Source organism: Pseudomonas sp. (assembly GCF_048265905.1).
Classification (GTDB): Bacteria; Pseudomonadota; Gammaproteobacteria; order Pseudomonadales; family Pseudomonadaceae; genus Aquipseudomonas.
The window spans coordinates 24,081-44,390 of the sequence record NZ_JBLXAP010000018.1; the positions used below are offsets into that span (position 1 = coordinate 24,081).

Annotated in this window: 19 protein-coding genes, 1 tRNA gene and 1 pseudogene; 7 read left to right on the forward strand and 14 right to left on the reverse strand. The window is 54.5% G+C overall.

Translation table 11 applies throughout. The features are described from left to right. Nucleotides 1-41: 41 nt before the first annotated feature. The 6 genes from ACN0UH_RS18105 to arsS are packed head-to-tail and all read right to left on the reverse strand — an operon-like array spanning nucleotide 42 to nucleotide 6,785. Nucleotides 42-770 (reverse strand): DUF3047 domain-containing protein, encoded by a 729-nt coding sequence (locus ACN0UH_RS18105; protein WP_417663368.1) that lies wholly within the window; start codon nucleotides 768-770, stop codon nucleotides 42-44. After that, nucleotides 767-2,908, reverse strand: a complete 2,142-nt coding sequence (locus tag ACN0UH_RS18110; RefSeq protein WP_417663369.1) for an FAD-dependent oxidoreductase — start codon at nucleotides 2,906-2,908, stop codon at nucleotides 767-769. The genes ACN0UH_RS18105 and ACN0UH_RS18110 overlap by 4 nt, the downstream gene beginning before the upstream one ends. Beyond that, nucleotides 2,908-3,876: a hypothetical protein gene (locus ACN0UH_RS18115; RefSeq protein ID WP_417663370.1), complete on the reverse strand. Its 969-nt coding sequence runs from the start codon at nucleotides 3,874-3,876 to the stop codon at nucleotides 2,908-2,910. Before ACN0UH_RS18115 ends, ACN0UH_RS18110 begins: the two co-directional genes overlap by 1 nt. A 2-nt stretch (nucleotides 3,877-3,878) precedes the next feature. Beyond that, a complete protein-coding gene (locus ACN0UH_RS18120; protein ID WP_417663371.1) occupies nucleotides 3,879-4,397 on the reverse strand; it encodes a redoxin domain-containing protein in 519 nt (172 codons plus the stop codon). A 2-nt stretch (nucleotides 4,398-4,399) separates the two neighbouring features. After that, the gene (locus ACN0UH_RS18125; protein ID WP_417663372.1) at nucleotides 4,400-5,806 is read right to left on the reverse strand and encodes a sodium:solute symporter; all 1,407 of its coding nucleotides are present in this window, start codon (nucleotides 5,804-5,806) and stop codon (nucleotides 4,400-4,402) included. A 10-nt stretch (nucleotides 5,807-5,816) separates the two neighbouring features. Further along, entirely contained in the window at nucleotides 5,817-6,785 is a 969-nt protein-coding gene (arsS, locus tag ACN0UH_RS18130; RefSeq protein ID WP_417663395.1) for an arsenosugar biosynthesis radical SAM (seleno)protein ArsS, read from the reverse strand. Between the two features lie 153 nt (nucleotides 6,786-6,938). Here arsS and ACN0UH_RS18135 point away from each other — a divergent pair, with 153 nt between their 5' ends. After that, a complete protein-coding gene (locus ACN0UH_RS18135; RefSeq protein WP_417663373.1) occupies nucleotides 6,939-7,355 on the forward strand; it encodes a hypothetical protein in 417 nt (138 codons plus the stop codon). Nucleotides 7,356-7,511: 156 nt separating this feature from the next. On the opposite strand, the gene gabT is transcribed toward ACN0UH_RS18135, so the two are convergent. Further along, nucleotides 7,512-8,792, reverse strand: a complete 1,281-nt coding sequence (gene gabT, locus ACN0UH_RS18140) for a 4-aminobutyrate--2-oxoglutarate transaminase (protein WP_417663374.1) — start codon at nucleotides 8,790-8,792, stop codon at nucleotides 7,512-7,514. A gap of 207 nt (nucleotides 8,793-8,999) precedes the next feature. Then, nucleotides 9,000-10,448: an NADP-dependent succinate-semialdehyde dehydrogenase gene (gene gabD, locus ACN0UH_RS18145; protein WP_417663375.1), complete on the reverse strand. Its 1,449-nt coding sequence runs from the start codon at nucleotides 10,446-10,448 to the stop codon at nucleotides 9,000-9,002. 368 nt (nucleotides 10,449-10,816) lie between these two features. Here gabD and ACN0UH_RS18150 point away from each other — a divergent pair. Continuing rightward, nucleotides 10,817-10,893: transfer RNA gene (locus ACN0UH_RS18150), tRNA-Arg, on the forward strand. Nucleotides 10,894-11,205: 312 nt separating this feature from the next. On the opposite strand, the gene ACN0UH_RS18155 is transcribed toward ACN0UH_RS18150, so the two are convergent. Beyond that, a complete protein-coding gene (locus tag ACN0UH_RS18155) occupies nucleotides 11,206-11,676 on the reverse strand; it encodes a hypothetical protein (RefSeq protein WP_417663376.1) in 471 nt (156 codons plus the stop codon). 1,215 nt (nucleotides 11,677-12,891) lie between these two features. Between ACN0UH_RS18155 and ACN0UH_RS18160 the strand changes: the two genes are divergently transcribed. From ACN0UH_RS18160 to ACN0UH_RS18175, 4 genes are all read left to right on the forward strand, one after another. Then, a complete protein-coding gene (locus ACN0UH_RS18160; RefSeq protein WP_417663377.1) occupies nucleotides 12,892-13,293 on the forward strand; it encodes a hypothetical protein in 402 nt (133 codons plus the stop codon). 93 nt (nucleotides 13,294-13,386) lie between these two features. Next, a complete protein-coding gene (locus ACN0UH_RS18165) occupies nucleotides 13,387-13,689 on the forward strand; it encodes an ArsR/SmtB family transcription factor (RefSeq protein ID WP_087518651.1) in 303 nt (100 codons plus the stop codon). Nucleotides 13,690-13,841: 152 nt separating this feature from the next. Continuing rightward, a complete protein-coding gene (locus tag ACN0UH_RS18170; protein ID WP_417663378.1) occupies nucleotides 13,842-14,825 on the forward strand; it encodes a zinc-dependent alcohol dehydrogenase family protein in 984 nt (327 codons plus the stop codon). A 256-nt stretch (nucleotides 14,826-15,081) separates the two neighbouring features. Next, nucleotides 15,082-15,348, forward strand: coding sequence for a DUF2790 domain-containing protein (locus tag ACN0UH_RS18175; protein WP_417663379.1), 267 nt, complete (start codon nucleotides 15,082-15,084; stop codon nucleotides 15,346-15,348). Here the strand turns inward: ACN0UH_RS18175 and ACN0UH_RS18180 are convergent. The 3 genes and pseudogenes from ACN0UH_RS18180 to ACN0UH_RS18190 all read right to left on the reverse strand — a co-directional run bounded on the left by ACN0UH_RS18180 (nucleotide 15,322) and on the right by ACN0UH_RS18190 (nucleotide 17,874). Further along, nucleotides 15,322-15,618 carry a hypothetical protein gene (locus tag ACN0UH_RS18180; RefSeq protein ID WP_417663380.1) on the reverse strand — a complete coding sequence of 99 codons (297 nt, stop codon included), beginning with the start codon at nucleotides 15,616-15,618 and terminating at the stop codon, nucleotides 15,322-15,324. The two genes, ACN0UH_RS18175 and ACN0UH_RS18180, sit on opposite strands and share 27 nt — an antisense overlap. A gap of 479 nt (nucleotides 15,619-16,097) precedes the next feature. Continuing rightward, nucleotides 16,098-16,309: pseudogene (locus ACN0UH_RS18185) on the reverse strand (aldehyde dehydrogenase); the annotation flags it as partial. A gap of 50 nt (nucleotides 16,310-16,359) precedes the next feature. Next, entirely contained in the window at nucleotides 16,360-17,874 is a 1,515-nt protein-coding gene (locus ACN0UH_RS18190; protein WP_417663381.1) for an aspartate aminotransferase family protein, read from the reverse strand. Between the two features lie 55 nt (nucleotides 17,875-17,929). On the opposite strand from ACN0UH_RS18190, the gene ACN0UH_RS18195 reads away from it, so the two are divergent. After that, nucleotides 17,930-18,928 carry a phosphotransferase enzyme family protein gene (locus tag ACN0UH_RS18195; RefSeq protein WP_417663382.1) on the forward strand — a complete coding sequence of 333 codons (999 nt, stop codon included), beginning with the start codon at nucleotides 17,930-17,932 and terminating at the stop codon, nucleotides 18,926-18,928. Between the two features lie 195 nt (nucleotides 18,929-19,123). On the opposite strand, the gene ACN0UH_RS18200 is transcribed toward ACN0UH_RS18195, so the two are convergent. After that, entirely contained in the window at nucleotides 19,124-20,176 is a 1,053-nt protein-coding gene (locus ACN0UH_RS18200) for an AraC family transcriptional regulator (RefSeq protein ID WP_417663383.1), read from the reverse strand. Further along, nucleotides 20,166-20,273, reverse strand: coding sequence for a hypothetical protein (locus ACN0UH_RS18205; protein ID WP_417663384.1), 108 nt, complete (start codon nucleotides 20,271-20,273; stop codon nucleotides 20,166-20,168). Before ACN0UH_RS18205 ends, ACN0UH_RS18200 begins: the two co-directional genes overlap by 11 nt. Between the last annotated feature and the right edge of the window lie 37 nt (nucleotides 20,274-20,310).

Here is a 20,310-nt window from a genome sequence, read left to right on the forward strand (position 1 = left end):
CAATGCTCAAATAAAAACACAGCGGATGTTGCCGCTGTGTTTTATTGCGCTTCAAGCTTCAGGGTCGGTGCAGCAAAATAGCTCTCAGCCGATTCACCGGTATTATCGCTATCCGCAGCAAACACCACGCCGATAATCCGTCGCGGCGCACTGCCAAAAGCGGCAATCGCATCGGCGCGCAGGTTGAGTTTTTCGTCCAGCCACTTACCGAGTGGCGCTTGCGGGCCACGCAGTACTTGCATCTCCACCTGATCGGTATAGGCGCTGCGCGAGTGCGCACCGGGCGCCGCTTTGTTGTCCCACACATAAGATAAAGTCGCGGCGGGCAGGTCCGGGTCATAGAAAGTGCGCGCCAAACGGATTTTTTGCCGGGTCAAAAAGGGTAAGTCATCAAGCGGATAATCCAGCAGCACATACACCCGAGCGCTGTAGTCATCACCATCACGCGTGGCAAATGCTGCTTTGCTCAAACGCTTTTCCGTACGCCACTGCCAACTCAATATCCACGGTTTGTCACCGGCAAGGTCCAGCGGGTGCAACAAGCCGCCCGCAGCTGCATCCGCCTTGATATGCAAAACCTGTCGACCATCCTGAGTTTCCAGAGTGCGGGTCGAAGGTTTCAGCTTAGGAATATCCGCCAGCCGCCAAGGGCTTGACCACTCGCCCGCTGGCGGGCCGGAGGTCCATGGCTGCAACTGATTATCGGCCCGAGCAAAGCTTGCCTGCGTCAAGACACAGGCAAGCAGCAACAGGCTTGGCAGGCGTATCAACCGCGCCTCCAGCCATGGAATTTCTCAACCCAACGTAATAGTCCTTGCGGCGCATGGGCACGCTTCCATTCACCGGCGGCGTATTTATTCGCCTCGGCCATGGTTGGATAGCTGTGCGTGGTGCCGAGAATCTTATTCAGCCCAAGGTTGTGCTTCATCGCCAGCACATATTCAGCCAGCAACTCACCGGCATGCTCACCAACGATGCTGACGCCAAGAATGCGGTCTTTACCCGGCACAGTGAGAACTTTGACAAAACCATGTGCAGCTTCATCTGCAATCGCCCGGTCGAGATCATCGATCTCATAACGGGTGACTTCATAAGCAACATCCTGCGCCTGAGCCTCAGTCTCAGACAACCCCACCCGCGCGATTTCCGGCGAGGTGAAAGTGCAATACGGAATCACCCGATAATCCACTTTAAAGCGCTTAAAACCGCTGAACAGGGAGTTAACCGCCGCGAACCAAGCCTGATGCGCAGCCACGTGGGTGAACTGGTAAGGCCCGGTTACATCGCCCACCGCGTAAATGTTGGGGAAGCGTGTTGCGAGGTATTCGTCGGTTTCCAGCGTACCGTTTGGACGTACCGTCAGCTCAAGGTCTTCAGCGCCATAACCGCTGACATTCGCCACCCGGCCCAACGCCATCAGCAAGCAATCAAAGGCGATGGTGACTTCCTCACCGGTATCCATGCGCCGTGCGACCATCCGTTGTTCACCGTCGACCAGTTCGAAGCGCTCGGCTTTATGCAGCAAGCGCACATCGACGCCATCGTTACGCAGGCTGTTGATTACCTGCTCGCTGGCATCCTCATCTTCGCGCGGCAGCAAACGGTCAGCCAGTTCAACCTGAATCACTTGGGAGCCCAGGCGCTGGAACGCCTGCGCCAGCTCACAACCAATTGGCCCGCCGCCCAACACCAACATCCACCGTGGTTGCTGACGCAAATTCCAGATGGTGTCGGAGGTGTACATCTGCACCTGATCAAGCCCCGGAATATTGGGCACCAGAGGCCGTGCGCCAGCGGCAATAATCATGCTGCGAGCGCTCAGCGTCTGACCGTTGACTTCAACAGTCCACGGCGAAGTAATTTTCGCCTCGCCGGTAATCACTTCAACGCCCAGACCGGTGTAACGCTCAACTGAGTCATGTGGCTCAATATCACTGATAACTCGCTGTACACGCTCCATCACCGCCGGGAAGTCAATTTCAGCATGGGCCGCGCGAAAACCCAACGCATCGGCTTTTTTCAACTCAGCGCTAAACTTGGCCGAACGCAGTAACGCCTTCGACGGCACGCAACCTGTATTCAGGCAATCGCCGCCCATTTTGTGCTTTTCAATCAAGCTGACTTTAGCTTTCACCGCTGCCGCAATATAAGCGCTGACCAAGCCGCCAGAACCTGCGCCAACCACCACCAAATTGCGATCGAAAGAATCCGGACGAATCCAGTTTTTGTAGATGCGACGGGCCTGAATCAAGCCAAGCAACTTGCGCGCGATAATCGGGAAAATACCGAGCAAAACAAATGCACCGATCAAACCCGGCGAGAGGATTCCACTCAACGAGTCAATTTTGCCAAGCTCACGACCGGCGTTCACGTAGACCAGCGTTCCCGGCAACATGCCCAACTGACTGACCCACCAGAATGTGCGTGCCGGTAGACGCGTCAGGCCCATGGCCAGATTGATCAGAAAGAACGGGAACAGCGGCACCAGACGCAAAGCGAACAAATAGAACGCACCTTCACGCTCAATCCCTTGATCAATACTCGCTAAACGCTTGCCGAAGCGCTTTTGCACCCAGTCACGCAACAAGAAGCGGCTGCTGAGCATGGCCAAGGTAGCGCCCATAGCCGAGGAAAACGAGACCAGTAATAAGCCTTGCCCGAGCCCAAACAATGCACCGCCGAGCAGGGTCATCAGCGCCGCACCGGGCAACGACAGCGCGGTCACCGCGACATAAATAACAAAGAAGACACCTGCAGCCAGCAGCGGCTGCGCCGAGACCTGCGCATTCAGTGATGCCTGCTGGGCTTTAAGTGCATCCAGACTCAGGTATTGGCCCAAGTCGAAAACAAAGAAACTACCGAGCAGCGCCAGGATCACGCCCATTAACAAAATTTTGCGGGTATTCATTAGTTAAGCGCCTCCATGGCGCATAGGCTTTGACACAGGCTAAAGCCCGCCAGTAAAGCGCCTGACACCGGTAACAGTGCCTGGCCTTGGATACGTGAGCGATACGACAACGCCGCCGGACTAGATGCTGGCCACTGGCGGTCGAAGTCATTGATAAATTGTTGATGATCGTAATTCAGCGCCAAGGATTCGATAAACAAACCGTCGCGCTCGGCGCGATAGAGCGCTGCTGCATGTGGCGTGGTGGCAATACGCGTGATCACTCCATAACGACCGCCGCTGAAGTTTGGCATTCCCGCTGCGCCGTTATTGATCACAGCGCCATGTTGCAGGTTAAGTGCAACCGCAGTGCAGCTATGGCTGGTGGCCAATACTTCACAGGCGCAGTCTTGCAGCCACTGGTCCAACGCCTGCTGCCGTTCAGGCTCGCTCAGTGCCTCACGCGAGCATTGCCAGCCCGCCAGCGATTGCTCATCGCCATGACTGATAGCCACACGCCGTCCGCCCACTTCAACCAGTGCAGTTGCTGGTCGCGCCGCTAGCTGTGCAGCCATTCCGGGCAGACCTTGAACGGTTCGGTTGAGTTGCTGTTGCATGGCATTCGAGCGTTCGACCACGCTGCCGTCAACCGACATTGGATATGCACAACCACAGCCCGCCCCGCTATCACTGTCGCGGCCCAGTTCAGTTTCAACATTGCCGCGCAGCAATGTATAGGCGCTCAAGCCTTGTTCGATCTGCTGAAATATCTGCGGATCGCAATCAAACCAATGCGCATCACCGTTGCAGACTACCCGCGCTTGCGGCTCGGATTGAATTCGTCGCTGCAGCGCTGCCAAGGCTTGACGATTGCCATACAAACCGCCGACCACATACAACGTGTCGCAACTAAACAGCGGCTGCGCAGTGAAAGCCTGCGCAGGCAGGCGGTAGTCCAGCGGGCAATCGCGACCAGCGCGTAATTCCATGATCAGGCTTCGCCGCGTGCCGGGTAGTTGTTGGTGATTACGTATTCGACCGCGCCGAGCAACTCGTCAAAATGTGGACGAGCAAATGGCATGGTGTTGACCGAAGACATATACAAGCTGCCATCCGGACGCACCAGGAACACACCCGGCTCAGCAAAAATCTCCGGCTCTTGCGGGCCTGGCTTACCCTCGGAAATAAATAACCCCCAGCTACGCGCCTCCTCGATGCTCAGGCCATAACCCAAAGGCACATTGCCGATTGTCCAGGTGGCCTGGGTCTTCTGCGTACGTTCATGGCTGTCGGTCGACAGTGCAATCACCTCAACGCCCAGCGCGGCATAGCGCTCAACCAAACCATTGAGCTCTTGCAATGACTTGCGGCATAGCGGGCAATGCAGGCCGCGATAGAACACCAGCATGGTGAAGTTTTTCGGCGCATTGGCATTCAAGGTCCATTGACCTTCAGGCATCAGCTTAACGCTCAATGCGGGTACTGTTTGGCGCGGGATCAATTGGCTCATGTTCAGTTCCTTCTGGAGACAGATGAGGCGTTAGGCGCCGAGCAGAAAAGCCCCGGCAATGCATAACCCAGCGTGCAAAGAATCAGCCCATATAAATTGGTACCCAGCAATAACGCATAGTTACCGTCGCCGATTGCCCAGCTTTGCGGTATCCAACCAAGGCTCAATGCAAGGCCCAACAGCAAGCCACACCAAAAGCTCAGATGGAACCCGAGACGCGTCGGCTTGACTATGCCGTGAAGAATAAACACTGGCGCCAGACCGATCACCATTGTGCCGCTGATGGTGGTGGCTTTGAGAATGTCTGTGCCAGCAAGCATTGGCAGGTTACCGAGCAAGGCAAACACCACCATCACCGCCATACCGACGCCAATCGCTTTCTGGCCTAGATCGCGCCCAGCCAGATTAGGCAATTCGCGGCCCGCCAACTTGGCCAAGCTGGAGAAGGTTGAATCCAACGTCGAGCCTGCGGCTGAAACCATCACCACGGTCATCACCATCAACGCGGCGACGCCCATCGACTTGGCGAGATCAGCTGGCACATTGCTGGATGCAGCCAGCCCCGAGAGTTGCGCATGGACGCCAATCAAGCTGAAGGCGAGAATCGCGAAAAAGCCCAGTACGCCCGCAATCACAAACGCCCGGCGCATGGTTTTCTCTTCGCTGATAAAACCACGATCAGTCATGACCGGATCATGGAAGCCGTAGCTAAACACTTGCAAACCCGCGACCAGAAGCAGATCCACGCCGCCATTAAAGGCCCAATGGCTGGTACTGGTTAATTCAGCGACGGAGTGCTGCGGCAATACCAAGCCAAGCACCCAGACCAGGGCAACAACGAAGATTGCCGCTTGCGCAGCATCCGTCAGGATCGAACTGCGCAAGCCGCCACGCAGGCTGTAAGCCAGTGTTACTGCTGTGAATAGCAATGCGGCGGTGATAAACCCAGTGCTGCCCGAGTCACCGTAATAGCCGCCGACCACTGCGGTATTGCTCCAGACCTCGTTGAACAGGCGGATCAAGATCGCAGCAGTAAAGGCCAATGCCGCGCCGCGCCCGTAATGTGAGCTCAGAAAGCTGACCAATCCAGTTGCCGCAAACTTGCGCCGCAGCCGGTAAATCACAAAGCCAGTCAGCGGAATCGCCAACCAATATGTGGCGTAGGCCAAACCACCGATCAAGCCGTAGCTAGCGCCAAGATTGGCGGCATTGGTCACCGACTTGGCGAAGATCCAGCTTATAAAGATGCTTGATGTCAAAAGCCAGGGTGCAGCGCTACGCCCCTGGTTATCTTCACCATGAAAGAAACCACCGATGGTGACGGCGCGCGGCGATAGCATCACCATCAACACCCCGTACAGCACCAAAAAACCCCAAAAAAACAGGCCGAGAGCACTGTTGGGTTGCATAGGTTATTCCTTAGGAGTTGAGCGCGCCGCCGCAACTGGAACCTTGTCCAGCCGTGCACGCGAAACAATGGTCACGGGTCACGATACTGTTGCCAGCCAGCGTGGCGTTAAGCAGGTCGCTCAAGTGCGGACGCTGGCGGCTGATTACCTGACTTTGCAGTTCCAGTGGTAAATCGAGCATCTGGTTGAAATCGCAATCGTATAAGTAGCCTTGCCAGTCAACGCTTACCAGCGAACGACACATCAAACCTTCAACGTTTTCAGCACGATAACTGTCACGCAGGAGCTGCATGTAATTGTTGAACTGACCCTTGCTGACCAAAGTGCTGCCAAAGCGGGCAATCGGCTGGTTGGTGATGGTCAGCAAGTGGTTAAAGGCGATGCCAAAGTCTTCCTGTAAATGACGCTTGTAGTCAGCCTCAAGAGCTTCCTGTGGCGGCGGTAAACTTGCGCCTTGCGGGTTGAACACAAGGTTCAGAATCAAGCCACTGCCTTCTTTGCCATAACCCAGGGCATTGAGTTTTTGCAGACCGATGATGCTGGCATCGAAAACACCGTCTCCCCGCTGCTTGTCCACGTTGTCACGCGAATAACAAGGCATTGAAGCGCTGATTTCGACTTGGTGCTCGGCAAGAAACTGAGCTAGATCTTCATAACCGGGCTCGCTCAAGATGGTCAGGTTGCAGCGATCAATCACCCGCAACCCTTCACGCCGCGCATGCATGACGATTTCACGGAAACGCGGGTGCATCTCCGGCGCACCGCCGGTCAAATCGAGCGTATGTACAGGATGCGCATCAATCACCTGATGCAGCAGCGCAAGGCTTTCATCGGTCATGGATTCTGTACGCGTAGGCCCCGCGTTGACGTGGCAATGCAGGCAACGCTGGTTGCACACATAGGTTAGATTGACCTGCAAAGCCTCAAGCTCGCCGCGAGTAATAGCGGGAAAGGCCAAGCGGTCGAGCAGCGGTAACATCGCGTGCACAGGGGGCTCCAATGAAAAGTATGCGATATAGAGCTATTAATTCAGCCTTTGTTACAGTCAGCGCACAGCTAAAACTTACTGTATTGTTCTACAAAACTTGTACAAAGTCCGCGTACATTAATCGAAATGTTTCAGGAGCTCTTTATGCCGCGCATAGTTTTGTTTTTTCTCGCTGGGTTTCTCGCTGTCCCCTTCTTCCATCAACCGATTCTGGGCCTGCTGCACGCCACCGGCATCGTGCCCTTTGCACCCTTTAACATGGCCGCAACGCTGCCGCTGGGGATTCCGGCGTTGATCTCTGCCTCATTCTGGGGCGGGGTTTGGGCAATAGTGATGCTTAACGTATTGCGTTGGGATGCACAAAAGCCGCAACCGTGGGTAAAAGGCCTGCTATTTGGCGGTGTTGTATTAACTCTAGTCGCACTGCTGGTGGTTTTCCCGCTCAAGGGCATGGGCTTCGATATGGCTCAGTTGCCGGGTCGTTTCCTGATCGGTTTCCTGGTTAACGCCGCATGGGGTGTGGGTACACTGATATTTGCGAAAACCTTCATCGCCCGCTGAACGGTAGGGTGTGACAACGAGAAGCTTGTCCACCAGCTCGACCCGCAAGCTGAGTTTGGACCAATACAACTGCGGACATATAGAGCGTTGCTCTACCTACAGATGCAAAAAAGCCCGCTTCGGCATTTCGCCAAAGCGGGCTTTTTGCACTATGGCTTACGCCAGCTCGTCAAAACACTCAGCGATAATCGCCAAGCCCTTGTCCAGCAATGCATCTTCTGCAGTCAGCGGCACCAGCACGCGCAACACGTTGCCATAAGTACCGCACGACAACAGGATCAAGCCTTTGTCGCGGGCCTTTGCCACCACTTGCCCAACCAGCGCTGCCGCTGGCTTGTGGTGATCACCGCCTTCAAACAGCTCAACAGCGATCATCGAGCCCAGCGCACGCACATCACCGATGGAATTGTGCTTGGCCTGAATAGCCTTGAGGCCAGCAACCAAACGCTCGCCGACAGCCTTGCTGCGATCCAGCAGGTTTTCTTCTTCAAACACTTCCATGACCGCCAGAGCCGCGGCGCATGCAATCGGGCTACCGGCATAAGTGCCGCCCAAACCGCCTGGCGCGATAGCGTCCATGTATTCAGCTTTGCCACATACACCAGCCAACGGGAAACCGCCAGCAATCGACTTGGCGAAAGTGGTCAGGTCAGGCACAACACCCATCTGCTCCATGGCGAAGAAGGTTCCGGTACGGCCAGCGCCGGTTTGGACTTCGTCAGCGATCAACAGAATGCCGTGCTGGTCGCAGAGTGCGCGCAGACGCTTCATGAAGTCTTTCGGCGCAACGTAGAAACCACCTTCACCCTGAACAGGCTCGATGATGATTGCTGCGATGTCTTTTGGCTCAGCGTCGTTCTTGAAGATGCGCTCGATACTGGCGATTGCATCATCAGTGCTCACACCGTGAATCTCGCACGGATACTGCGCACGGAAGACACCGCCCGGCATCAGGCCCATGCCTGCTGAATAAGGTACGACCTTGCCGGTCAGACCCAGCGTCATCATGGTGCGGCCGTGATAACCGCCGGTGAAGGCAATAACGCCAGCACGACCGGTTGCGGCGCGAGCAATCTTCACCGCATTTTCTACGGCTTCGGAACCGGTGGTGACCAGCAGGGTTTTCTTGTCGAAATCACCCGGAACCTTGGCGTTGATCTTCTCGCACACTTCAACGTATGGCTCGTAAGCCAAAACCTGGAAGCAGGTGTGGGAAAGCTTGGTCAACTGTTCTTGAACAGCTGCAACGATTTTTGGATGCAGGTGGCCGGTGTTGAGCACCGCGATACCGCCCGCAAAGTCGATGAACTCGCGCCCTTCAACATCGGTTACCGTCGCGTTTTCCGCTTTTTCAGCGAAAATCGGATGGATCTGGCCAACGCCACGTGGAACAGCGGCGGTACGGCGTTGCATCAATGATTCGTTAGTCTTGCTCATGTCTTCCTCATTCACCGCTCATCGTGCGGCGTGGTTCAAGGACTGCGCAACCAGCGTCAAACGCAGCAGCATACGATGATCGACTGCTACGCCCTCCCCGGTCACAGGGTTATTTAAAACAAGGGGGATGACCAAAAGACCCGGCTGACTCTTGCCAGCTAACCTTTCAGCCATCACCCGCGGGCTATCAAGCCGCGCGTTTAAGGATCAGACGCTCAGGCACAGGTATTTGATTTCCAGATAGTCTTCAATACCGTACTTGGAACCTTCACGGCCCAGGCCAGAGGCCTTGATGCCACCGAATGGCGCGACTTCATTCGAGATCAAGCCAGTGTTGACGCCAACCATGCCATATTCCAGTGCCTCGGCCACACGGAACACGCGGCCCATGTCACGGGCATAGAAGTACGAGGCCAGACCAAACTCGGTGTCATTGGACATGGCAATCACTTCCGCTTCATCTTTAAAGCGGAACAGTGGTGCCAGCGGACCAAATGTTTCCTCTTTGGCAACGGCAGCGTTCAGCGGCACATCAACCAAAATGGTTGGCTCAAAAAAAGTACCGCCCTTGCTGTGCGGTTTGCCGCCAGTAAGCACCTTGGCGCCTTTGCTGACTGCGTCTTCGATGTGCTCTTGCACCTTGGCGACAGCTTTATCGTCAATCAACGGGCCAGTGGTGGTGCCTTCAGTCAGGCCATCACCGATATTCAGCTTGGCAACTGCGGCCTTGAGCTTGTCGGCGAAGGCATCGTAAACGCTGTCCTGTACATACAAACGGTTGGCACAGACACAGGTCTGGCCGTTGTTGCGGTACTTGGAAACAATCGCGCCTTCAACTGCGGCGTCGAGGTCGGCGTCATCAAACACAATAAACGGCGCGTTGCCGCCCAGCTCCAGCGATACTTTCTTGATGTCTTTGGCGCACTCAGCCATCAGCTGACGGCCAATTTCGGTCGAGCCAGTGAACGACAACTTGCGCACGATTGGGTTGCTGGTCAGCTCGCCGCCGATATCGCCAGCGCTGCCAGTCACAACGCTCAGCACACCTTTAGGGATACCCGCACGCTCAGCTAACGCCACCAGCGCCAGCGCCGAAAAAGGCGTTTGCGATGCAGGCTTGATCACCATGGTGCAGCCTGCTGCCAACGCTGGACCGGCTTTTCGGGTGATCATCGCAGCCGGGAAGTTCCACGGCGTAATAGCCGCAGTCACACCAATCGGCTGCTTAATAACGATCAGACGCTTGTCAGGCTGATGACCAGGAATCACATCGCCATAAATGCGCTTGGCTTCTTCTGCAAACCACTCGATAAACGAGGCCGCATAGGCAATCTCACCCTTGGCTTCAGCCAACGGCTTACCCTGCTCCAGCGTCATCAGGCGACCCAGGTCGTCCTGATTTTCGATCAACAATTCAAACCAACGGCGCAGCTTGTTAGCACGCTCCTTGGCAGTCAGCGCACGCCAAGCCGGCAACGCACGGTCAGCAGCTTCGATCGCACGACGTGTTTCTGCTGCGCCCATCTTTGGCACAGTACCCAAGGTCTCGCCGGTCGCGGGATTGGTCACCTTGATGGTCTGGCCGCTATCCGCGTCCAACCAGGCGCCATCGATATAAGCCTGCTGACGAAATAGCTGAGTGTCTTGCAATTGCATGGCAGTCTCCTGAATACCGGCGCTAAAACCGGGAGGTTGTTATGGGAGCCTAGGCGTGTGCCCAATATGAAAGAATGTCGGTCGAATGGCCGCGCGGATCAAGCATCAACCTGGCCTGTAAGGGTTTCGAGCAGCATGGGGCTGGCGAGTTCCGATCAGATTCAGGGCGTGTGTTTGAAATCTCAAACGAATCCTAGGGTCGTAAGGGGTAAAGGGCAATAGTCTGTTCGAAAAAATTAACGATTTAAGCCGTTATTTATTCTTTTGACAGACGAGTGACTGCCAGCCGTACATATTTTGTGCAGAATCACGAACAAACCATGCCCATGGACGCCCGCGAACTAGATGCGTATCATTGCGCCCGCAACGCACCAGTAGCTCAGCTGGATAGAGTACTGCCCTCCGAAGGCAGGGGTCGTGGGTTCGAATCCCGCCTGGTGCGCCAAATACAACAAAGGGCTTAGGTGAAAACCTAGGCCCTTTTGTTTTTCATGTGTCCAAAATGTGTCCATTCTGTGCCCATCCAACTTGGCACTCGGAATGAAGCGACACCATTTTGACCACTGCCCTTATCTGCAGGGCGTTGGTGGGAAGGCTAGCAAAAATAGAGACCTCTTCAGGCGGATAGCGTTTTCATTAAACCGCTGGGACCGAGAACTTTAGTGACCCACTTCAAGTTGTAAGCGAGGGCGTTCTCGTCTGCTTATCGCAGCCCGGTTACCGAGAACGCTTGTCCTTGCCCCATCGGCCAGGTGGTTTAGGTGGTACGTATTAGATTAGTTTGGCGCTCATGGGTACGGTCGCCACCACCTTCAGCAATACGCATGCGCGCCTTCTGACGATCATGGGTACGGTCACCACCGCCTTCAGCAACACGCATACGCTCCCGCTGACGATCATGGGTGCGGTCACCACCGCCTTCAGCAACACGCATACGCTCCTGCTGACGCTCATGGGTACGGTCACCACCACCTTCAGCAATACGCATGCGCGCCTTCTGACGATCATGGGTGCGGTCACCACCACCTTCAGCAACACGCATGCGCTCCTGCTGACGATCATGGGTACGGTCACCACCGCCTTCAGCAATACGCATGCGCTCCTGCTGACGCTCATGGGTGCGGTCGCCACCACCTTCAGCTTGCAAATTGACGGATGGGACAGCAAAAGCACTGACGGACAGGCTGCTCAGGATTACGGCGGTGATAATTTGCTTTTTAATGTTCATTTTAAGTTCTCGCTTCGGCAAAAAGGGATATAGAGAATTATCGATATATGTAGATAAATGTTTACGACTCTTTCCCGTTGAATGCCACTGGCATCCTCCGTATAAACGTCCACGTCATCCTGTAGAGGAGCGTTCTTCACGTGTTCCTTCAAACCCTTCAGGACTTAAAGGCGCGTGGTTGTTGAAAGAGCTTTGTAAATATTTATCAATTTCATGACCCAATAATATCGAGATTTACCGATATGTCAATACATCGAACTGCCGTCCGTCGGACATGCTTTCTGGAGGGTCTGGTCCATAGGATCCGCCAGGCTCCATAGCGATTCTTAGATTAGCTAACCTCCAGAAGGGGAAGGTTTGTAGTCAATAGGCACTGGTTTTTTGACAATCCGCACGCCTTCAGAGTAATCAGTCCGGTACTCCAATGCCGCCCATGGGACCATTAATGTCAGGTGTTGGCGCTGACTGAAAACGGGCTCAACCTTTTATCTCTCCAAGACAGTTAGTTAGCTGTTTATTTCCGGGATAAGAAATGTCGCCACCCTTAGCTCTAAAGCCGCAATGACTAGCCAAGGGCATGGCGCATTGGGCCGGTCGCTAACCAAAACCTTAAAGTCCTAGCTAGAGCTGATTTTAGTGGTGAATAATGAATCGTCTGGTATTTCCCACGAGCCAGCAGCACCGGTACCCCATGATTATGGCTATGAGGCTACGCAGATAAATCCGGCGCGTATGAAAGCTTACAGCCAATGCTTGGGGCACCCACAACGCGCACAAGCAGAACAGCGAAATCATTGCCCGGCTTGGTACAAAGCGGTAGCCCAAGTTAAGGATGACCGAAGCGCTAGAAATTAGTGAGGTCAAGGCGCTAATAGCTCGCTTAGACGCCCGAGGCACGGTTTATCAAAGGGAGGCGAAACGGTGAGGAAAGTCGGGGCACTTCCTGCCTCACCAAAGATTTTAGACTCGAGCCACAAATATACTGAGTGAATTGAATAAAGCTAAACGTCGAAGTGAAATCGCTGTTAATACAAACGATGGAGGCCATTATCTATCAACCCCACCGAATAATAAGATTGGGTTAAAGAATTAATTAACGGCAAGCCCAATCCGGTATCAGGCTTGTCGAATATTACTATTGACAAGCTCACGTTTGTCCACCTCGTCCTCGTCTGTAGCATAGGTTCCGTACCCACTCCTATCGAGGACAACATCATGAAAAAGTTATTAGCAAGTGTCATTCTGGCCAGCGTGGTTTCACCCGCTTTTGCCATTTCGCCATCCAGCTCCCAACTGTTGCAGGGTGAAGCGCATAACGCTGCGACCGTCCAGCAAGCAACCACCGTCGACCGTAACGTTTCGGAAAATGGTTTCGACCGCACTCCTCTCGGTGAACGAGTTGCTGACGATGGCTTCGATCGCACACCACTCGGTGAACAAATTTCTGAAGGTGGCTTCAGCCGAACTCCTCTAGGCGAGCGAGTTGCTGACGATGGCTTCGACCGCACTCCTCTCGGCGAACAAGTTGCTGACGATGGCTTCGACCGCACACCACTCGGTGAACAAATTGCTGAAGGTGGCTTCAGCCGAACTCCTCTAGGCAAACGAGTTGCTTAAGGTGGCAGCGATCGCGTCGGGCGCGGTCATGCCTGATGTGTATGGACTGGTTAAGGTATTGACATATCGAAAAACATCGATATCATCATAACCATGAACTTAATCGAAATATTCAAAGCCCTCTCCAACCGCACGCGCCTTGAAATCCTCAAGGGTTTGAAGGATCCGGAGAATAACTTCCCTCCACAGGATGAAGGGGATGTTCATACGGTGGGCGTTTGCGTAAGCAGTATTCAAGAAGGCGTCGGCCTGTCGCAATCGACGGTGTCCGATTACCTTGCGACGCTGCAACGAGTGGGTCTGGTCGAAGTCCGCCGCGTTGGGCAGTGGACCTACTACAAACGCAATGAAGCAAACATCAGCGCTCTTGCCGAGCTGATAAGGAAAGAGCTGTAATTATTTACATGGACATATCGATTATTCCCTATATCCCTTTTTGCCGAAACAGCGATTCAAGATGAACTGAAACGCAGGGAAAACCGTTAATTTTTCCACCCTAATATATCGATAAATATCGATATCTCTTTTTAAAGAAACGAGGATCTACAATGAAAGCGCAATTACTTAAATCATTTGGTGGCCCAGAAGCGTTCGAGCTGAGCGACGTATCCAAGCCCGTTCCGGGCGCGGGACAAGTCCTGGTCCGGGTACACGCAACCTCCATCAATCCGTTGGATTACCAGGTACGACGTGGCGACTATCCCGACTACGTCCCACTGCCGGCCATTACCGGGCATGACGTGTCCGGCGTTATCGAAGAAGTTGGGCCCGGTGTGACGAGCTTCGTGCCAGGTGACGAAGTCTGGTACACCCCGCAAATTTTTGATGGCCCAGGCAGTTATGCCGAGTACCACGTTGCTGCCGAAAGCATCATCGGGCATAAGCCGCAATCACTGAGCCACCTTGAAGCTGCAAGTCTAAGCCTGGTCGGCGGGACAGTGTGGGAGGCCCTGATCGGGCGGGCGGCTCTCCGAGTCGGCGAAAGCATTCTGATACACGGCGGCGCGGGTGGTGTGGGCCACGTAGCGATCCAGCTGGCAAAAGCCATAGGCGCCAGAGTCTTCACCACCGTGCGCGAAGCAAACTTTGAGTTCGCCCGGAGCCTGGGGGCCGATGTGGTCATCGACTACGAGAAAGAAGATTACGTCGACGCCATTCTGCGGGAAACCGGTGGCAACGGAGTCGATGTGGTGTTCGACACCATCGGCGGCAACACATTGGCACGCAGCCCCGACGCGCTCGCACAACTTGGCCGCGTGGTCTCGATTGTGGACATTGCACAGCCACAAAATCTCGTTGAAGCCTGGGGCAAGAACGCCAGTTATCACTTCGTGTTCACCAGACAAAATCGCGGCAAGCTCGATGAGTTGAGCGCATTGGTCGAGCGCGGTCAGCTGCGACCACATGTAGGCGCGGTCTACTCGCTTGCCGATATTGGCCTTGCCCATGCCCGGCTGGAGAGCCGTAACAACGGCCTTCGAGGGAAAATCGCGATTGCCGTCGTGCCGCAAGTTGATGTCGCTAATTTGTAGTGATCGCGATTTGATCTGACAGTCCAGCGTTGAAGTCCACGACTGTCAGATCAAATTCAGCGGTTCAGTGTGGCTGATCTTATTGCGATCAACCTAAATAGGCACAGATCGCAGATTACGATCTTTTGACCGCACCAAGCAGTGGCAAAAACTCCAGGAAATCGAGTACCCCATGTCGCTTACTCCGAGAATTAGTTGGCACCTCGCCTTCCCTTGGAGACACCCAAACATTTTTACAGCTATTCGGAGTCAAGATATGACCAGCAAGAAAATCAGAAAACCAGCAAACATCATTTTCGCCAGCCTTGGCGTGCTCTTATCTTATGGCGCGCTCGCTGAAAGCGCCCCGACAAATTATAAATATGGGGCACAACTTGACATAGTGAGGGTTCTATCTATATCGACCCCCAAAACCCCTGTCTGCAAACTAGTAGACCGAACAATGAAATACATAGATTCGTCTGGAAAAATCCAAGCTTTAAAATATAGGGCTCTTTCAGATGGGTGCAGCAAAGGGCGCTAACACGACCCTAGTGGCGCCCAACAGGCGCCCTGGGTTGTTCCAAACCTGAGCATCGCCGCTATACATTGCTGGCAAATAGTGCTCTTTCAGGGTCAGATCACCATGAGCATCGAGTGCTAGGCAAGCACCACGGCCAAGCGCCGGGTACAACGCGAAACGGCAGTTGGTAGCGTAGAGCATTTCATCAAGACAGACGGTGAACATATTTCGGCATTTCTCGCCCGCCGAAAGCGGGATTACCGGCGGTACCAACCCAGCTACCTTCGACATAGGTCTGCTTGAAACCATTCGGGGTTGTGACCTGCCCATCTCGCCAACTGACACCTTCTTCATCACCGCCGTGATTGAATGGAGCACATACTTCGTGAACTCAGACGGGCAGCTTCCTTCAGCACCGCCGAGGCACGTAATCCCAGCGCAGGATCAATTGATGCGCTGCAACTCGTAAATAGCGTTGATGCAAACAACCGGAGCCGAGGCGCCGACGGGTGACCAGGGTAATACCGGAACCATTTGCACAGACCTTTTCCGGGGGAAGCTCGAGTGACTGGCGACCACCCAAGCTTATGAGACGAATGCCTAGCTCGCCTCGATCACGTCCATATCCGCGACCTTCAACCTGGCTCGCTGTAGTGCGGGTCGAGACGCGGAGCTAGACCAAGCCCCATTAAAGGCTGGTTCAACCCCAGCATGCACATAAGCACTACACGCGCCAGTGGCCGCGTGTTTTGTCAGAGCTCCCTAGCCCCGGCGTCGGCGGCAGCATGGGCGCATCCAGAGCCAGTTCGATATCTTCTCTACTGGATCGGGGAAATTCACTAATCAGCGAGCCGTCGACCGGGCTGGTGTTGGTAAAATACAGGCCGTTGACCGGTGCAACGAATTCGCCACCGACGTAGTTGCCATACCGTGTCTTGAGTTTGATGGCAGCATCGGGGGTTCCGGGTTTGGCATAGATCATGGTTTTCTCCATGACATTGTTCTTGTGATTATCGAGCGCAGCTGCGCCGATCAGAGTCGCTCGAGGACTCGCGCCAAGCTGTCCAGGAAAATCTCTGCGTGCTCAGACTGAAATACCAACGGTGGCCGGATTTTGAGGGTATTGATGTGTGGACCGGCAGCACCGATCAGCACGTGTTCCTCTCGCAGACCATTGACCACTTTTGCAGCGGTCGAGGCATCAGGCGTGCCATCTGGGGTAGTGAAGTCGACGCCGAGGTACAACCCCTTGCCACGAACATCACCGATAACCTTGTGGCGTGTGGCTAGGTGCTTAAGACCATCGAGCATGAGCATGCCGGACTCGTGGGCATTGACGATAAGGTTTTCCTGCTCGATCACCTCCAGTACCGCCAACCCGACAGCAGACGAAACCGGGTTGCCGGCAAAGGTGTTGAAATAGCCGGACTCGTTGGCGAAACGCTGGAGGATTTGCGGCTTGATGGTGATGCCCGCCATTGGGTGACCGTTGCCCATTGGCTTGCCCAAGGTGACGATGTCCGGGACCAGACCATGACACTGAAAGCCCCACATATGACGCCCTGATCGCCCGTAGCCCGGCTGGACTTCGTCGGCGATATACAGGCCGCCGGCCTCTCGCACAACCTCGACGGCTTCGCGCAGGAAACCGGGCGGATCGAAGAAGCCGCCGTCACTGGTGAAGAATGAATCCAGTAAAAGGGCCGCTGGCTTGATACCGTGGTGGCGCATATCGGCCAGGGCCGCACGTACGTCAGCGGCAAACCGTCGGCCAACTTCCTCTGGGTTTTGCGGGTCATGTCGCGGTGCCGCAACCGTACGCACATCGCGGCTCGTCGCGATCTGCGCAAACTGCGAGGAAGACAGTTCAGCAATGCTGGAGGTGAGTCCGTGGTAGGCGTAACTCGTAACGATCACACCGGTGCCGCCGGTATAGTCGCGAGCGATACGCACAGCCAGATCATTGGCCTCGCTGCCCGTGCAGGTAAACATCGCCTGGCTTAGCTCGCCGGGCATGGTTCCCAACAATTTTTCTGCGAAATCCAGAATGTTGTCATCCAGGTAACGGGTGTGCGTATTCAGCAGGCGTGCCTGGCGACACAAGGCATCGACGACATGCGGGTGGCAATGCCCGACTGACGGCACGTTGTTATAGACGTCCAGATAGCGCTGCCCTTCGACATCGTAGACCCAGACACCCTCACCACGAACCAGGTGCAGCGGGTTCTGATAGAACAGTTGATAGCCTGGACCGAGCAAACGCCGCCGACGCTCGATCATCTCGCGGGTGTGCGGCGAGAGTGTGTTACTGCTTTCCTGGGAAAAAGCGTTGGTTTTCAACATGGTGAACGGCCTCGCTAGGCGTGCAAAGAAGTGCTGGAAGCGGCATCCACGCATCAGATGCGTGTTGGAAATAGTGCCGCTGGTTTCTTCGCGCGACTTGACCTTGGCAGATTCGTTATCTGCGCTGCAGTCAACTTCTAGCCTTGGATCTTGTAATTGTCCTCTGCTGTCAGATTCACTCCTCCCAAGGTCAAGCACATCCACGACAGTCTCTCCATCCTGATGCTGACTTTTCATCAGAACACGCTGGAGCTGACATATGAGCACTGCAAAACAAGAAGAAATCGGCCTTCAGACCCTGCACGATGTGGCGATTCGCACGCTCGCCCTTTGCTACCCGCCCCATGTACAAGGGCAAGTCACGCTAATGTGTCACTCAGAGAACGCTACTTATCGTGTTGATACGCCGGGCGGGCATCGCTATGCCTTGCGCGTGCACAAGCTGGGTTATCACCAAAAGGCCGATATCGAGAGCGAGCTGGACTGGCTGAGCGCTCTGCAAGCATCAGGCATTCGAGTCCCGCGCCCCATCATTGGTCTTGATGGGCACTATGTGCAGCATGCTGAGGTGGGTGTCGGCAAAGAACTCAATATGGTGCTGTTCAATTGGGTCAACGGGACCGAGCCCACAGCAGATATCGATGTCAGCGCCTTCATGCGGCTAGGCGCTATTACTGCAAAGCTGCATCAGCACAGCCAGCGATGGAAGCGCCCAGCCGATTTTCGCCGAATTGTCTGGGATCACCAAAGTATGGTCGGCCCCAAGGGACACTGGGGAAACTGGCGAGATGCGGTCAATCTGGACAGCAACGCGTTCGGTCTGATTGAGGAGGTGTTGCAACGCGTGGATCACGAACTGGCAAGCTATGGGCAGGACGATAAGCGTTACGGTTTGATTCATGCCGATCTGCGATTGGCCAATCTGCTGGTCCATCATGAGCAGACCCATGTGATCGATTTTGATGACTGCGGTTTTGGCTGGTACATGCATGATCTGGCTTCGGCCGTGAGCTTTTACGAACACCATGAGCGACTGAATGATTGGATCGAACACTGGCTGGCCGGTTATGCGGCGGTTACCCGTTTGAGTGAACACGACATCGACATGATCCCGACCTTCATAATTCAACGGCGGATCCAGCTTCTAGCCTGGACCGGAACTCACGCTGACACCCGGCAAGTACGTAACCTAGGTCCAAACTGGGCACAGCAGAGTGTTAACTTATGCGGGCGATATTTGAAGAATGAACTCATCTAGGTCGCCACTCGCTGAAATTTTACGCGCGAAAATGGGTAATCCTAAGAAAGCCACTGGTGATAACCGCTTGCCCCCATTCCGCGCCGTTGCGCAATACGGGAGAGAGTAAAACCACCTGATCTTGAGCGCTTTTGGGGGATGGAATTTGCGTTGCAGCACGGAGGAGATACCAACCGTACTCTGGGAGCAGAAAAATTATAAGTCTGACTTACGCCACTGTTTAGGACTCGCTCCATGCCATCGCCGGAAAGCGCGCGAGAAAGCACTGGTCTCCGAATATCCAAGTAGAAGCGCGAGCTCCGAAATAGGCACGTTTGTCCGAGTCAAGTAATACTGAGCAAGTTCTTGGCGCACGGTCTCAACCAAACTCGAGAAGTTTAACCCCTTCTCACCAAGCCGACGCTGCAAGCTCCAGGTTGTAACATTCAGTCTATCTGCCACTTGTTCAAGGCTAGGCTCACCATCGGCCAACTGGATTCGGATCTGCGCCTGAACATCATTAATGATGCCATGCTCCCCTCGCCGCTCACCCCATTGGTGCGCCAACAGGTCCATGCTTTCCATGACGATGGCTAAAAGGCGACTATTATGATCGGGCATGGTTTTCTCTAGCACGCCCCTCCTGAACACCAGTGAATTACAAGGCTGACCAAAGAAGACCGGGGCATCGAAGACCTTACAGTGCTCGTGCCAGGCCTCTGGCTGAGGGTGCTCGAAATAAACCCGCTCAGGTGCCCACTTTTGCCCGAGGGAGTGGCGCATCAAGTTGGTGAACATCCCCATAGACAACTCAGCGTCCTGACGCTTACGAAAAATTGCACCGTACTGAACCTGGTACTCAAGCCGACACCATTCGCCATCCACCTCAAGTCGCAGCAGACTGCCTTGCTGATGTACCGGGAAAACCTTTACTACGTTGCGCAACGCGTCTCCAAGAGTTTCCGAACATATGCCGACATATCCGAGCATACCCAGGCAGTCAGGCTTGAATTGGTTGCCGTATCGCAAACCAAAATTATCATCTTGAGTCTGGCGAGCGGCCTCCTCGAAAACTGCGCAATACTGCTTAAGATCCAGACTCAAGGTGGGATGCTGCAGATGTTCTGGATCGAACCCCGCATGACCAAAGATTCGGTCTGCGTCTCCACCTTTCTGCTGGATAAACTCAGTCAGACCCGTTGCGGCCGAACTGAGAACTCCGATTGATTGCAGCGGATCGGCGAGTCGCCGTGTAGTGTCAAATTGCATGAAAACCTCTCACACAGTCGCTAAATGGGGCGTTAAGACGGTTCTTACAAGCACAGCATAAGAAGCAGATTTCATGCCATTCGTCCGGAGCGAGCACTGAGGACAGCTGTAATTAAGCTTAACAACACACGATA

Excerpts from the sequence above, each read along its gene's own strand:
- ACN0UH_RS18110 (WP_417663369.1), bottom strand. The coding sequence starts at position 2,908 with ATGAATACCCGCAAAATTTTGTTAATGGGCGTGATCCTGGCGCTGCTC.
- ACN0UH_RS18115 (WP_417663370.1), bottom strand. The coding sequence starts at position 3,876 with ATGGAATTACGCGCTGGTCGCGATTGCCCGCTGGACTACCGCCTGCCT.
- ACN0UH_RS18120 (WP_417663371.1), bottom strand. The coding sequence starts at position 4,397 with ATGAGCCAATTGATCCCGCGCCAAACAGTACCCGCATTGAGCGTTAAG.
- ACN0UH_RS18125 (WP_417663372.1), bottom strand. The coding sequence starts at position 5,806 with ATGCAACCCAACAGTGCTCTCGGCCTGTTTTTTTGGGGTTTTTTGGTG.
- arsS (WP_417663395.1), bottom strand. The coding sequence starts at position 6,785 with ATGTTACCGCTGCTCGACCGCTTGGCCTTTCCCGCTATTACTCGCGGC.
- ACN0UH_RS18135 (WP_417663373.1), top strand. The coding sequence starts at position 6,939 with ATGCCGCGCATAGTTTTGTTTTTTCTCGCTGGGTTTCTCGCTGTCCCC.
- gabT (WP_417663374.1), bottom strand. The coding sequence starts at position 8,792 with ATGAGCAAGACTAACGAATCATTGATGCAACGCCGTACCGCCGCTGTT.
- gabD (WP_417663375.1), bottom strand. The coding sequence starts at position 10,448 with ATGCAATTGCAAGACACTCAGCTATTTCGTCAGCAGGCTTATATCGAT.
- ACN0UH_RS18155 (WP_417663376.1), bottom strand. The coding sequence starts at position 11,676 with ATGAACATTAAAAAGCAAATTATCACCGCCGTAATCCTGAGCAGCCTG.
- ACN0UH_RS18160 (WP_417663377.1), top strand. The coding sequence starts at position 12,892 with ATGAAAAAGTTATTAGCAAGTGTCATTCTGGCCAGCGTGGTTTCACCC.
- ACN0UH_RS18165 (WP_087518651.1), top strand. The coding sequence starts at position 13,387 with ATGAACTTAATCGAAATATTCAAAGCCCTCTCCAACCGCACGCGCCTT.
- ACN0UH_RS18170 (WP_417663378.1), top strand. The coding sequence starts at position 13,842 with ATGAAAGCGCAATTACTTAAATCATTTGGTGGCCCAGAAGCGTTCGAG.
- ACN0UH_RS18175 (WP_417663379.1), top strand. The coding sequence starts at position 15,082 with ATGACCAGCAAGAAAATCAGAAAACCAGCAAACATCATTTTCGCCAGC.
- ACN0UH_RS18180 (WP_417663380.1), bottom strand. The coding sequence starts at position 15,618 with ATGTCGAAGGTAGCTGGGTTGGTACCGCCGGTAATCCCGCTTTCGGCG.
- ACN0UH_RS18195 (WP_417663382.1), top strand. The coding sequence starts at position 17,930 with ATGAGCACTGCAAAACAAGAAGAAATCGGCCTTCAGACCCTGCACGAT.
- ACN0UH_RS18200 (WP_417663383.1), bottom strand. The coding sequence starts at position 20,176 with ATGCAATTTGACACTACACGGCGACTCGCCGATCCGCTGCAATCAATC.